Annotated in this window: 7 protein-coding genes; all 7 read left to right on the plus strand. The window is 74.4% G+C overall.

The window, feature by feature from the left end; all coding sequences use genetic code 11:
• The first annotated feature begins 9 nt into the window (after positions 1-9).
• The 7 genes from ACFV9J_RS02095 (at position 10) to ACFV9J_RS02125 (ending at position 13,999) form a co-directional block, all read left to right on the plus strand.
• Positions 10-2,205, plus strand: coding sequence for a serine/threonine-protein kinase (locus ACFV9J_RS02095; protein ID WP_385348871.1), 2,196 nt, complete (start codon positions 10-12; stop codon positions 2,203-2,205).
• A gap of 173 nt (positions 2,206-2,378) precedes the next feature.
• A complete protein-coding gene (locus tag ACFV9J_RS02100; RefSeq protein ID WP_385348413.1) occupies positions 2,379-5,348 on the plus strand; it encodes a protein kinase in 2,970 nt (989 codons plus the stop codon).
• A gap of 145 nt (positions 5,349-5,493) precedes the next feature.
• Positions 5,494-7,296, plus strand: coding sequence for a serine/threonine-protein kinase (locus ACFV9J_RS02105; protein ID WP_385348416.1), 1,803 nt, complete (start codon positions 5,494-5,496; stop codon positions 7,294-7,296).
• Positions 7,297-7,378: 82 nt separating this feature from the next.
• On the plus strand, positions 7,379-8,533 hold the full coding sequence (locus ACFV9J_RS02110) for a serine/threonine-protein kinase (protein ID WP_385348874.1): 1,155 nt from the start codon (positions 7,379-7,381) through the stop codon (positions 8,531-8,533).
• 92 nt (positions 8,534-8,625) lie between these two features.
• Entirely contained in the window at positions 8,626-10,341 is a 1,716-nt protein-coding gene (locus tag ACFV9J_RS02115) for a serine/threonine-protein kinase (protein ID WP_385348419.1), read from the plus strand.
• Between the two features lie 139 nt (positions 10,342-10,480).
• Positions 10,481-12,094: a succinic semialdehyde dehydrogenase gene (locus ACFV9J_RS02120; RefSeq protein WP_385348422.1), complete on the plus strand. Its 1,614-nt coding sequence runs from the start codon at positions 10,481-10,483 to the stop codon at positions 12,092-12,094.
• A gap of 99 nt (positions 12,095-12,193) precedes the next feature.
• On the plus strand, positions 12,194-13,999 hold the full coding sequence (locus tag ACFV9J_RS02125) for a GMC oxidoreductase (RefSeq protein ID WP_385348424.1): 1,806 nt from the start codon (positions 12,194-12,196) through the stop codon (positions 13,997-13,999).
• Positions 14,000-14,355: the final 356 nt, after the last annotated feature.

Consider the following 14,355-nt stretch of genomic DNA (forward strand, 5'->3'; position numbering starts at 1 on the left):
AGGGGACGCATGTCGGAGGCGGAGCGGGCGGGGACATCCCGTACGGACAAGAGCGCACGTCTCCTCGCCGGGCGGTACCGGCTGGGAGACGTGCTCGGCCGCGGCGGCATGGGGACGGTGTGGCGGGCGGAGGACGAGACCCTCGGACGCACGGTCGCCGTCAAGGAGCTGCGGTTCCCGGGGAACATCGACGAGGAGGAGAAGCGGCGCCTGATCACGCGCACGCTGCGCGAGGCCAAGGCGATCGCGCGGATCCGCAACAACAGCGCCGTCACGGTCTACGACGTGGTCGAGGAGGACGACCGGCCGTGGATCGTGATGGAACTCGTCGAGGGCAAGTCGCTCGCCGAGGCCATCCGTGAGGACGGACTGCTGGAGCCCCGGCGCGCCGCCGAGGTCGGCCTCGCGGTCCTGGACGTGCTGCGCTCGGCGCACCGCGAGGGCATCCTGCACCGCGACGTGAAGCCGTCCAACGTGCTGATCGCGGAGGACGGCCGGGTCGTGCTCACCGACTTCGGCATCGCCCAGGTCGAGGGCGACCCCTCCATCACCTCCACCGGCATGCTCGTCGGCGCCCCCTCCTACATCTCCCCCGAGCGCGCCCGCGGCCACAAGCCCGGACCGGCCGCCGACCTCTGGTCGCTGGGCGGACTGCTGTACGCCGCCGTCGAGGGCACCCCGCCCTACGACCGGGGCTCGGCGATCGCGACGCTCACCGCGGTGATGACGGAGAACCTGGAGGAGCCGAAGAACGCCGGCCCGCTGCGGGACGTCATCTACGGGCTGCTCACCAAGGACCCCGACCAGCGGCTCGACGACGCGGGCGCCCGCGCGATGCTGAACAAGGTCATCCACGCCCCCGAGCAGGCGGCGGGGACCGAGCCGGTCGACGCCACCAAGGTCGTGCCGCTGCCCCCGCAGCCGGACGGGCGCAGGCGCCGCGGCGGTGCCCAGGGCTCCGGCGGCAAGCTGGGCGAGGAGGCCGGGGAGAAGCTCCGCGGAGCGCTGCGTTCCGTGCGCAAGGCCGCGGTCGGGGCCGGTGCGGCGGGCGCTGCGGCCGCCTCGCGGGCCAAGCCCGGCGACGGCGGCCGGAGCGCGGCGGGAGCCGCAGGGACGCCCACCGCTCACGGATCCCCCGGCCACGGATCCCCCGGCCACGGATCTCCCGCCCACGGGGCCACAGCTCAAGGGGCCACCGCCCACGGGACCGCAGCCCACGGTTCGGCCGCCCACGGATCCGCCGGGACGGCCGCCGCCCCGCCGGCGCCGAGGGCGGGATCGGCCTCGGGACCTGGCGTGGGCGCGGGTGCGGGCGCGGGTGCGGGCACGCGTCCCGGTGCCGTCGGCCCGGGAGCCGGTGCGGCGAACGCGGCCGGGGGAGCGCGCAGCTCCGGCTGGCCCGTCGTACCGCCGCCGGACCTGCCCGCCCGGCCCGTGCCCCGGGCCCCGCTCACCGACGTGGTGCCGCGCCGGACGTTGATCATCATCGCCGTGGTCGTGGCGCTGGCCGTGCTCGGCACCGTGCTGGCGCTCACGCTCGGCGGTGGCGACGACGACAAGGGCGCCGAGGGCGGCAGCGGCGGCAAGGCCGTCGCCTCGGCTGGCGCGAGCGGCGACCCCAAGCAGGACGAGGAGAGCGGCACCGGTACCGACGGCGCCGCCTCCGACCCGGCGGCGAGCGGGGACGCGACCGGCGCCCCGGACGCCGGGGCGAGCGCGTCCGGCAAGACCGACGGCGAGTCGGACGACGCCGGGAAGTCCGACGACGACGAGGACGTGTCCGCCACCCACCAGGGCGGCCAGGGCTACCGCATCGGCTTGCCCGAGGGCTGGAAGTTCGCCTCCACGGGCTCCTCGGGCGACCGGTTCACCGGGCCCCGCGGGCAGAAGCTGCTGGTCGCCTGGACCTCCACACCCAAGGGCGACCCCGTCGCGGACTGGAAGAGCCAGGAGCGGTACATGGTCCGCGCGAACTACCAGAAGGTCCGCATAGAGAAGGTGGGCTACCGCAGCTGGAACGCGGCCGACTGGGAGTTCACCTACACCGACGACGGCACCAAGTTCCGCACCGTGGACCGGGGGTTCGTCGTCAACGACCACCAGGGCTACGCGCTCATGTACACCGCGAAGGCCGCCGACTGGGGAGACGACCTGCGCCGCGACACCTGGCGGACCCTGTCGAAGACCTTCGAACCCAAGTCCTGAGCGCAGGGGCCCGGACCCCGGGACGACGGGGCCCGGGTTTGAGCCGCCCGAGATCTGGCATCAGCTCATTGCGGGTTGCCTCCGGCACGTATCGTGAGTGGTTGCGGACCGTACGCAGCCGGAACGGCCCGCCGGACGAACGGAATTGACCGACGGCTGCCGGGGGTGGCGACGTGGACGACTACGCGGGACGGGTACTCGCCGACCGCTACCGCCTGCCCCTGCCGCCGTCCGACGAGTACGAACTCACCGAGACCCGGGCCTTCGACACCTACAGCGGCCAGGAAGTCCTGGTCCGCCAGGTGCCGTTGCCGGAGGTCGTCGAGGCCGAGGTGCTCGACGCGGACGGCCTGCCCGACGGCTTCACCGCCCGGGACGGCGGTGTCCGGCACCCCGGCAGGAGGCCCCCGGCCACGGGCGGCGGGCCCAGGCGTCCGGCCGACCCGGTGGTGCGGCGTGCCGTCGAGGCCGCGCAGGCCGCGGCGGCGGTGCCCGACCATCCGCGCCTGGACCAGGTCTTCGACGTCTTCGCCGAGGGCGGCTCGCTGTGGATCGTCAGCGAGCTGGTGGCCGCGAGGCCGCTGGCCGCGCTGCTCACCGAACAGAGCCTGACGCCGTACCGGGCGGCCGAGGTGGCCTCCGACGTCCTCCTGGCCCTGCGGGTGCTGCACTCGTACGGCTGGGTGCACCGCAACATCACCGCGCGCACCGTGCTCGTCTGCGACGACGGGCGGGTCATGCTGACCGGCCTGGCGGTCGGGGCGGCGGAGGAGGCACTGTGCGGATACGACCCGGTGCCCCCGCCGCCCGACGGGGAACCGGACGCCGCGCCCGAGCCCGGCACAATCCCCGGTGCGGGCGGCGGCGTCCCCCGCGCCGGGGTGTTCGGTCCGGGGGACGCCGACCCCGAGGCCGCCCGGCGGGCCGCCATCGAGGCGCGGGGCGTCGGCGGGCTCCCGGTACCCGGGACCCCGATGCCCGGGACCCCGGTGCCGGGCACCGCCCCCGCCGGACTCGCGCCCGCCTCGCTCGACGCCGCTGCGGACGCCCGCGCCGCCCGGGCCGGCGCGATCGCCGCCTACCGCGCCGGAGCCAGGGCCGCGGCCCGCGTCCAGGAGGCCCAGAACGGCCGCGCGGCCCTGCCGGGCGCCCGCCCCGCCCCCGACGGCGCCACGCAGGCCGGGGGCCCCGGCGCGAGCGGCGGGCGCCCGGGCCTCGCCAGCGGTGCCGGCTCCTCGTCCGGTGGCGGCGGCGACGGCTGGTCGCCGCACGGCACCGCACCCGGCGGGGCCCGGCCCGGCCACGGCGTCGAGGCGGGCGGTGGCGCGCCGGGCGCCCGGCCCGGCCCGGGAAGCGGCCGGGCCGCCTTCGCCGCCGGTTCCGGCCAGGCGCCGTATGCGATAGGGCCCGACGCCGAGTCCGGCGCACCCTGGGACGAGGAGCGCGTCGGCGACCCCGCCGCGTCCGGTGCCGCCGTGCCGCCGGGGCAGATCACGGACCCCTACGGAGTACGCACCACCGCCTGGCACGGCGCCGCGCCCCGTACCCCCGGTGATCCGGCGTCCTCCGCCGCACGTCCCACGGGCGACCCGGCGTTCCCCGCCGCACGTCCCACGGGCGACCCGGCGTTCCCCGCCCCCCGCCCGGCCGGTGAACCGGCGGCGGGGCGGGCCCTGCCCGGCGCGCGGCCGGAGGACACCGCGGGGCCCGCCGCCCCGTGGCGGGAGACCGCCTCCGGGCCCGCCGCACGGTCGCGGGAGACCGCGTCCGAGGCCGCCGCCGGGCCGTGGCGGGCAGCACCCTCCGGGACGGCCGACCCGGTACGCGAGGGCGGGTCCGGGCCCGCCGCGGGCTGGGACGACCTGGCCGGACGTGCGCCGGGGCGGCGAAATCCGGCCACCGCGCTCGCCGCCGAGCGGGCCCGGCAGACCCGGATGGCCGTGGTCGGGCCCGTGACCGAGCGCTGGGCGCCGGAACAGGCCGGACCCGTGCACGAGAACTGGCAGCTGGCCGCGCCCATCGGCCCCGCCACCGACCTGTGGGCCCTCGGCGCGCTGCTCTTCCGTGCCGTACAGGGGCACGCGCCCTACCCGGAGGAGTCGACCGCCGAGCTGGTGCAGATCGTGTGCGCGGAGCCGCCCGCGTTCGCCGAGGAGTGCGGACCGCTCCGGCCGGTCGTGGAGTCGCTGCTGCGTCAGGACCCCACCGAGCGCATCGACTTCGAGGAGCTGAGCGGCTGGCTGCGCTCCCTCGTCCGGTCCGCGCCCGAGCCGGAGGCCGGTCTGCACGTCATCTCGGCGCCCCCCGTCGAGACCGGCCGGCTGCCCATCGTGCGCCGCCGCGGCGAGCTGGTACGCAGGCGGCGCGCCGGACTGCCCGCGCACCACGGACGGCACAAGCGGGGCAGGGCGGAGACCGACCGCTCGCCACGCAGCCTCGGCCGCACCCTGCTCCTGCTGATACTGCTCGCGATGGCCGGAGCGGTCGCCTACGCCATGTTCTTCATGCCGAAGAGCGACACGAGCGGGGCCGGGGCCACCGACCGCACCGGCGCCGCCGGCGAGGCGAGCCAGGCGCCGCCCGCGAAGTCACCGGACGCCGGCGGCGAGCCCCGGCCGGACCGCAGCTCCCCGGCACCCGACCCCGACGCCTCGCGCACGGCGGGCGGTTCCACCGAGCCCCAGTCCAACGTCGCCGAGGGCTTCACCCTGCGCAAGGACGCCGAGGGCTTCCGCGTCGCCGTCGCCGAGGGCTGGAACCGCACGCCCCGCAACGGCAGCGGTCAGGTCGTCTACGGCAAGGGCGACTTCGAACTGATCGTCGTGCCGGGCCGCGACCGCGCCTCGGAGTTCGGCGACGACCCGATGACCTACCAGCGCGACAGCGAACCCGAGTTGGCCTCGTACCGCGCCTCCAGCTGGGCCACCTCCAGCGGCCTGAAGACCATCGAGGTCGGCGGACGGACCATGGCGGAGGGGCAGTTCACCTGGACCGGCGCCGGCGGTGAGCTGTACGTGCGCAACGTCGCCATCCTCATCGACGGCCGCTACCACGTGGTCCAGGTCCGCGGTCCGGAGGCGGAGCGCGACGAGGTGACCCGGCTGTTCGAGCAGGCCTCGGCCACCTACCAGTACACACGCTGAACGCAGTTCGGCCCGATGGTTGCCTCCCGTCACGGAAAGCGACAACCGTCACAGACCGGTTTCCATGCCACCCCACCCGTTCCCCGGGCGGGGGCCGGTCCCTAGTCTGACCCTGACAAGACCATTGCGGGGCAACGTGAATCAGATGCAGGGCCGGCTCGTCGCGGGACGCTACCGGCTCGGGGAAGCCATCGGCAGCGGCGGCATGGGCCGGGTGTGGCGCGCACACGACGAGGTGCTGCACCGGACCGTCGCCATCAAGGAGTTGACCGCCGCGCTCTACGTCTCCGAGAGCGACCAGGCCATCCTCCTGGCGCGCACCCGGGGCGAGGCGCGCGCGGCGGCACGGATCAACCACTCGGCCGTCGTCACCGTGCACGACGTACTCGAACACGACGGCCGGCCGTGGATCGTGATGGAGTTGGTCGAGGGCCGCTCGCTGGCCGACGCCGTCAAGGAGGAGGAGCGGGTCGACCCGCGGGAGGCGGCCCGCATCGGTCTGTGGGTGCTGCGCGCCCTGCGCGCCGCGCACACCGCCGGGGTACTGCACCGCGACGTCAAGCCGGGCAACGTGCTGCTCGCCGACGACGGCCGGGTGCTGCTCACCGACTTCGGCATCGCGCAGATCGAGGGCGACTCCACCATCACCCGGACCGGCGAGGTCGTCGGCTCCGTCGACTACCTCGCGCCCGAGCGCGTCCGCGGCCACGATCCCGGGCCCTCCTCCGACCTGTGGGCGCTCGGCGCGACGCTGTACACGGCGGTGGAGGGCAGGTCGCCGTTCCGCCGCACCTCACCGCTGACCACCATGCAGGCGGTCGTCGAGGAGGAGGCCACCGAGCCCCGGTACGCCGGTGCGCTCGCGCCCGTCATCAGCGCCCTGCTGTGCAAGGACCCGGCCGAGCGGCCCGACGTGACCGAGGCCGAGCACCTGCTCGCCCAGGCGGCCGAGGGCCGACGCCCGGACGCGGCCCAGGCCTACGTGCCGACCACCCAGTACGCGGGGCCGCCGCGCGCGGGCGACACGGCCGTCCAGGGGACGCAGGCCGGCGGGACCGGCGGCCTGCCGTACCCGCAGGGCGGTGCGACCGGCGCCACGCCGTACCCGCATGGCAGCGGGAGCGGCGCCACGCCCTATCCGCCGACGACCGGCCCCACGGCGACCGGACACACTCATGGCGGGCACACCCACGGCGGTCAGACCGCGCCGGGCTACGCGTCGGCCCCGGCGGCGGGCGGCGCCGCTCCCGTACCTCCCGTACGGGCAAGGCGGGTCCGCATGCGCACGCTCGCCCTGGTCGTCGCCGTCGCCGCGCTGATCGGCGCGGGTACCGCCGTGGTGCTGCAACAGCGCGACGAGGGCGGCTCGTCGGCCGGCGCCGACCCCACCCAGGGCCCGACCGGTTCGGCCGCTCCCTCCACCTCCCCCTCCGCCTCCGCCACGACCGGCAAGGGCCCCGGTGGATCCGTCCCGGCCGACTGGACGCGCCGCGACGACCCGCTGGGTTTCAGCCTCTACCTGCCCGAGAACTGGCAGCGCAGGGACTTCGACGGCGACAGCGGCGAACTCCGGCAGATCGACTACACCCCCGACGGTGGCAACCACGTCCTGCGCATATCCGTCGACACCGCTCCCGACTACAACGACCCGTACGCGCACCAGCAGGACCTGGACGCGCAACTGCTCCAGCGGCTCGTCGACTACCAGCGCGTCAAGCTCGAACGCGTCGGCTACCGCGACCGCGACAGCGCCCGGTGGGAGTACACCTGGACCGCGCTGGCGAAGGACACCGAGTTCCCCGGCCCGCGCCGCGCCGTGTCGCAGACGTACATGTCCCGCGACGGCGTCGAGTACGCCCTCAACATGACGGGACCGGCGGACGACTGGCCGACCACGCAAACGCGGTTCAAGGCGGTGCTGCAGGGCTGGCAGGAGAAGACCGGCTGAGCCGCGCCCCCGTCCGCACTCCCGTCGGTTGTCGGCCACCCGTGTGACAGCGGCCCGGAGCCGGTGCGTCCGGTGGGGCATGATGGGACGCATGGTGACCGAGGGGGCGGGCGGGCGTGTCATCGCGGGCCGTTACCGGCTCCACGAGCGGCTCGGCAGCGGCGGCATGGGCATCGTGTGGCGGGCCACCGACCAACTGCTCGTCCGCGAAGTGGCCGTGAAGGCCCTCCCCCTCGACGAGACCCTCTCCGCGGCCGAGGCCCGACGGCGCCGTGAGCGCACCCTGCGCGAGGCCCGCGCGGTCGCGCAGTTGCGGCATCCGCACGTCATCGTCGTGCACGACGTGGTCGAGGACGACGAACGCGCGTACATGGTCATGGAACTGGTCGACGGCGGCTCGCTCGCCGACCGCGTCCTCGCGCGCGGTCCGGTCGACGCCGTCGAGGCGGCCCGCATCGGTGTCGCCCTGCTCGACGCCCTGGGCACGGCCCACACGGCAGGGATCCTGCACCGGGACGTGAAGCCGTCGAACGTGCTGGTCGCCGACGACGGGCGGGTCGTCCTCACCGACTTCGGTGTGGCCCAGGTCGCGGGCGCCACCACGCTCACCGAGAGCGGTTCCTTCGTCGGTTCCCCCGAGTACACCGCGCCGGAGCGGATGTCCGGGGCCGGGACGGGCCCCGAGTCCGACCTGTGGTCGCTGGGCGTGCTGCTGTGCGCGGTCCTCAGCGGCGCGTCCCCCTTCCACCGCGACTCGCTGGGCGGTGTCCTGCACGCCGTGGTCACCGAGGAGATCCGCCCGCCCGCGCAGGCCGGGCCGCTCCTCCCGGTCGTACGGGGCCTGCTGGAACGCGACCCGCGACGGCGGCTGGACGCGGCGTCGGCCCAGCGGATGCTGCGCGCCTTCCTGAGCACGGGCCGCACGCCCGCGACACCACAGGAGGCCGGCACCGGCCGGCCCCTGCGCGCGCGGCGGAGCGTGAAGCGGAGCGTGCTCCTGGCGGTGCTGCTGGTCGTCGCGGCGGCCGGCGCGGGCGTGACCGCGGCCGCGCTGTTCGCCGACGGAGGCGACGACGGGGGCGGTACGCCGACCAGCTCGGTACCCGCCACGCCGACGCCGACGCCGACGCCGACGCCGACACCGCCGACGCCGACACCGCCGCCGACGACACCGACGGCGCCGACGACGACGGATCCCGGGTCCCCGGCCGCCACCGGTTCCGGCAACGGCACCTAAACGGGAGATAAGCGGCATCGTGCGTCACGGGTCTGTGACCACCGGGCATCCGCGGTGGAAAGGGGCACGCCCGGCGCGATATGGATGGACGCATGAGCAGCAACGGGGGGCCCCGCAGCGGGGCGGACGAGCCGACGAGTTTTGACCTGCAACCGCCGAACCGGCCGGCCGCGGTGCCGCATCCCGGCAATCCGTACGCGACACCGACCCAGGTCGTACCGCCGCGGTCGCAGACCCCGGCGTCCACCCCTCCGGCGGCTCCTTCGGCGGCTCCGTCGTCCACTCCTCCGGCCGCGGTCCCGGACCCGGGTGCCGGGCGGCTGATCGCCGGCCGCTACCGGCTGATCGCGAAGCTCGGGCACGGCGGCATGGGCACCGTCTGGCGGGCCAAGGACGAGACCGTCGACCGCGAGGTCGCCGTCAAGGAGCCCCGCGTCCCCGATCACCTTCCCGAACGCGAACGGCACAACGCCTTCGAGCGGATGCGCCGCGAGGCGCGCGCCGCCGCCCGGCTCGACCACCCCGCGGTGGTCGACGTGCACGACGTGGCGGTCGTGGACGACCAGCCGTGGATCGTGATGGAACTCGTGCGCGGCCGCTCGCTCGGCGACGCCCTCCAGGAGGGCACCCTGAGCGCCCGCGAGGCTGCCCGGATCGGCCTGGAGGTGCTCGGCGCGCTGGAGGCCGCGCACGCCGCCGGTGTCCTGCACCGGGACGTGAAGCCGGACAACGTCCTGCTCGGCCGGCACGACCGGGTCGTCCTCACCGACTTCGGCATCGCCCAGATCGAGGGCGAGACCAGCCTGACCGACACCGGCGGCTTCGTCGGCTCGCCCGAGTACATCGCCCCGGAGCGGGTGCTGGGCCAGCGCCCCGGACCGGCGAGCGACCTGTGGTCGCTGGGCGTGGTGCTGTACGCGGCGACGGAGGGCGTCTCGCCGTTCCGCCGCAGCAACACCCCCGCCACGCTCCAGTCGGTGCTCAATGCCGCGCCCGCGCCGCCCGCCTCCGCGCAGGGCCCGCTGGCCGAGGTGATCACGGGCCTGCTGGACAAGGACCCGGCGCGCCGCCCGGACGCCGCCCGGGTCCGCGCCCTGCTGGACGCCGCGGTGAACCCGCCCGCGCCGCCGCCCACCCAGGTGGTCCGGCTCGACCGCCCCGAGGAGCCGGGCGCGGCGCCCGCGTCCCGCTGGAGCGTCCGGCTGGGCCGCAACGCGTGGCTCACCCTCGGTTCGGTGGTCGTCGCGGCGGCGGTGGCCTCGTACCTGCTGCTCGCGGACCCCTTCGCGGGGCCGCTGCCCGACGGTTGGGACACTCCGCACGAGAAGCGGCTCGCCGCGACCCTGGCGGTGCCCGAGGACTACAAGCGCACCGTTCCCGACGAGGCCGACCAGCACTGGGTCACCTACACCGACGAGAGCGGCGCCGTCTCGATCGGCCTGACCCTGGACAAGAAGGCGGAGGACACCGCCGGCGACATCGCCGGGTCCGCCGCGGCCGAGATGTACGACGACGACGGGAAGTTCAAGGCGAGCGGGGCATACGACCTCTCCATGCCCGAGAACCCGAAGACCGACCCCAGGGAGACCGAGTACCGGGGCGGGAAGTCCGCCGAGAACACGGTCGTCTACACCACCACCGACAGCCAGAACCCCCGCCCGCGCGAAGTGCGGATCTTCTACTACCGCACGTCCGCGGGCGACATGTACAAGCTCACCGTCAGCTATCCGGGCAAGGGCGACTTCACCGCGCGGGGGCGCGAGGTGGCCAGTACGGCCGTCGCCAATCTCGACATCGACGGCACCTGAGCGCTCCGCTCGCACAACGCCCTGATCAGCGGGTTTGTTGCCAGCGATCACTGGCGGTGTGTGAGCACTCGGTGAATCACCGTGAATCCCCATTACCGACGGGTACACAAAGCCCGCCCGGCGTCATACCCTGCGGCTCATGACGGACGCGCAGGCCCCGGAACTCACCGGCACGAACCCTCTCGCCCCCACCCCGGAGGGCGCCCGCACCGCTGCCGACGTGGTCACGCCCGAGCTGGTCGCCCAGCTCACCAAGGGCGTGGCCGGGTCCGGCCGCACCGCCAACCACACGCCGTTCACCGGCGAGAAGCTGGCCGACCTGCCCGAGGCGACGCCCGAGGACGTGGCCGCGGCCTTCGAGCGGGCCCGCGCCGCCCAGGCCGTGTGGGCGCGGGTGCCGGTGCGGCAGCGGGCCGCGGTCCTGCTGCGCTTCCACGACCTGGTCCTGGAACGGCAGGCCGAGGTCCTCGACCTCATCCAGCTGGAGACCGGCAAGGCCCGCCTGCACGCCCACGAGGAGGTCCAGGCCGTCGCCGTCGCCGCCCGGCACTACGGCCGCAAGGCCCCGGCGTACCTGCGCCCCAAGCGGCACACCGGCGCCGTACCGACCCTCACCAAGGTCACCGAACTGCGCCACCCGCGCGGCGTCGTCGGCCAGATAGCCCCCTGGAACTACCCGCTGGAGCTGTCCGTCGGCGACGCTCTCCCCGCCTTCGTCGCGGGCAACGCCGTCGTGATGAAGCCCGACACCGAGACCTGTCTGACCGCCCTGTGGGCCCGTGACCTGCTCATCGAGGCCGGGCTGCCCGCCGAGGTCTTCCAGGTCGTCCTCGGCGACGGCCCGGTCGTCGGCCCCGAGGTCGTCAAGCACGCCGACTACGTCTCCTTCACCGGCTCCACCCGCACCGGCCGCGAGGTCGCCCAGGGGGCCGCCGCCCGCCTGGTCGGCGTCTCCCTGGAACTCGGCGGCAAGAACGCCATGCTGGTCCTGGCGGACGCCGACATCGAGAAGGCTGCGGCGGGCGCCGTCCGCGCCTGCTTCTCCTCGGCCGGTCAGCTGTGCATCTCCATCGAGCGGCTCTACGTCCACGCGTCGGTCGCCGACGCCTTCCTGGAGCGCTTCGCCGCCCGCACCAGGGCCATGCGGCTCGGCACCTCCCTCTCCTACGGCGCCGACATGGGCTCGCTGGTGGGGGAGCGGCAGCTGGAGACCGTGAAGGCGCACGTGGCGGACGCGGTGGAGCGGGGCGCGAAGCTGGTCGCGGGCGGGGTCGCCCGCCCCGACATCGGCCCGTACTTCTACGAGCCGACCATCCTCGACGGCGTCGTGGCCCCCATGACCGTGTGCACCGAGGAGACCTTCGGCCCGGTCGTCTCCGTCTACCGCTTCACGACCGAGGACGAGGCCGTCGAGCACGCCAACTCCACGCCGTACGGCCTGAACTCCTCGGTGTGGACGAAGAACGCCCGGCGCGGCCACGAGGTCGCCGCGCGGATGCGCACCGGGACCGTCAACATCAACGAGGGATACGCGCCCGCCTACGGCAGCGCCCAGTCCCCGATGGGCGGCATGAAGGACTCCGGCCTCGGCCGCCGGCACGGCTCCGAGGGCATCCTCAAGTACACCGAGGCCCAGACCGTCGCCCACCAGCGCCTGCTGCCGATGGCACCGTCGCTGGGAATGGACGACGAGAAGTACGCGGCCTTCATGAGCCGCAGCCTGCGCCTGATGAAGAATCTCCGGTTCCGGTAACCGGCCAAGGGGCGCGGGGCTGTATCGACATGCGGCTCCGCCGCCAGGGCGCGAGAAACCACAGACGGTCCGCAGACGAAACTCACAGAGGAGCCCCCCGTGCCCCAGGATGCATACGACTACGACGTCCTCGTCGTGGGATCCGGCTTCGGCGGCTCCGTCTCCGCCCTCCGTCTCACCGAGAAGGGCTACCGCGTCGGCGTCCTGGAGGCCGGCCGCCGTTTCACCCGGGAGTCCCTGCCCCGGAACTCCTGGGACCTGAAGAACTACCTCTGGGCGCCGAAGCTCGGCATGTTCGGCATCCAGCGCATCCACCTGCTCGGGAATGTCATGGTCCTGGCAGGCGCCGGGGTCGGCGGCGGCTCCCTCAACTACGCCAACACCCTGTACGTGCCGCCGAAGCCCTTCTTCGACGACCCCCAGTGGCGCGGCATCACCGACTGGCACGAGGAACTGACGCCGTACTACGACCAGGCCCGGCGCATGCTCGGGGTCCGTCTCAACCCGACGATGACCCCCTCCGACGTGCACCTGAAGGCCGCCGCCGAGCGGATGGGCTGCGGCGACACCTTCCACATGGCCCCGGTCGGCGTCTTCTTCGGCGACGGCGAGGACGCCGACGGCACGGCGAAGGCCGGGCCGGGTGAGCAGGTGCCCGACCCGTACTTCGGCGGCGCGGGCCCCGACCGCAAGGCCTGCAACGAGTGCGGCGAGTGCATGACCGGCTGCCGGCACGGCGCGAAGAACACCCTCAACGAGAACTACCTCTACCTCGCCGAGAAGGCCGGTGCCGTCGTCCACCCGATGACCACGGCCGTGTCCGTCACGGACGACTCGCGCGGCGGATTCGCGATCGCCACGCTCCCCACCGACCGCAAAAAGCGCGGGGGCGGCAAGAAGGACGCGGGCCGCACCTTCACCGCCCGCCGCGTCGTCCTGGCCGCCGGCACCTACGGCACCCAGACCCTGCTGCACCGCATGAAGGCGGGCGGCCAGCTCCCCTACCTGTCGGACGCGCTCGGCGAGCTGACCCGCACCAACTCCGAGGCACTGGTCGGCGCCCAGACCGACGACCGGCGCTACCGCGGCGCCACCGGCGAGCCGCGGGCCGACTTCACGCGCGGCGTCGCCATCACGTCCTCCATCCACCCGGACGCCAACACCCACATCGAGCCGGTCCGTTACGGCAAGGGCTCCAACTCGATGGGCGGCCTGTCCATCCTCCAGGTCCCCTACGCCGGGCAGACCGCCTCGGGCGCCTCGCGCGTCCTGGGCTTCCTCGGCCACGCGGCCAAGCACCCGCTGCTGATCCTGCGTTCGCTCTCCAACCGCAAGTGGTCGGAGCGGACCATCATCGGCCTGGTCATGCAGTCCCTGGACAACTCCCTGACCACGCACCTGAAACCGACGGGCGTCGGCAAGGGCCTGCTCACCGCACGCCAGGGCCACGGCTCGCCCAACCCCAAGCAGATCAAGGCCGCCACCGAGGGCGCCTCCGCACTCGCCGCCGAGATCAACGGCTTCGCCGGCTCCAACGTCGGCGAGCTGATGGGCACCCCGCTCACCGCCCACTTCCTCGGCGGCTGCCCGATAGGCGCCTCCCGCGAGACCGGCGTCATAGACCCCTACCACCGCCTCTACGGCCACCCCGGCATCTCGGTCGTCGACGGCGCCGCGGTCTCGGCCAACCTCGGCGTCAACCCGTCCCTGACCATCACCGCGCAGGCCGAGCGCGCCATGTCGTACTGGCCCAACAAGGGCGAGAGCGACCCGCGCCCCGCGCAGGGCGCCGGGTACGAGCGGGTGGCCGCCGTCGCGCCCCGGTCGCCGGCCGTCCCGGAGCAGGCCTTCGGCGCGCTGCGCCTGCCGTTCGTGGAGCTGCCGACGGTGCCGCCGAAGAAGTAGCGGCCGCGGAGGAGCAGCCGCTCCTCGGGCAGGAGAAGGCGAAGAGGACCCGCACCCCCCTCCGAGCGCGGGTCCTCACTCGATGCCTGTTCTGATCGGCGAAGCCTGTGAATGGTTGTCCCCGCATTCACAGAAACCTTATGTGGCCTGTGTCACTCGGAGGGGTGCGGGAAGCAGGAGGCGGAGGCGGGCGTCGCCATCGGAGACAGGCTCGTGTCGAACGAGGGACTCACTCGTTCCGTCGGCCGGCCCCGGGCGTCCCCGGAGCCGGCCGTTCTCTTGGGTGACCGGGCTGCTGTCCCCTGCCGTCCGGTCACTTCCTGGAGCGAGGTCCCACGACGCACGGCACGATCCGT

Origin of the sequence: Streptomyces sp. NPDC059906 (assembly GCF_042730645.1) — a bacterium.
Taxonomy (GTDB): domain Bacteria; phylum Actinomycetota; class Actinomycetes; order Streptomycetales; family Streptomycetaceae; genus Streptomyces; species Streptomyces rubrogriseus.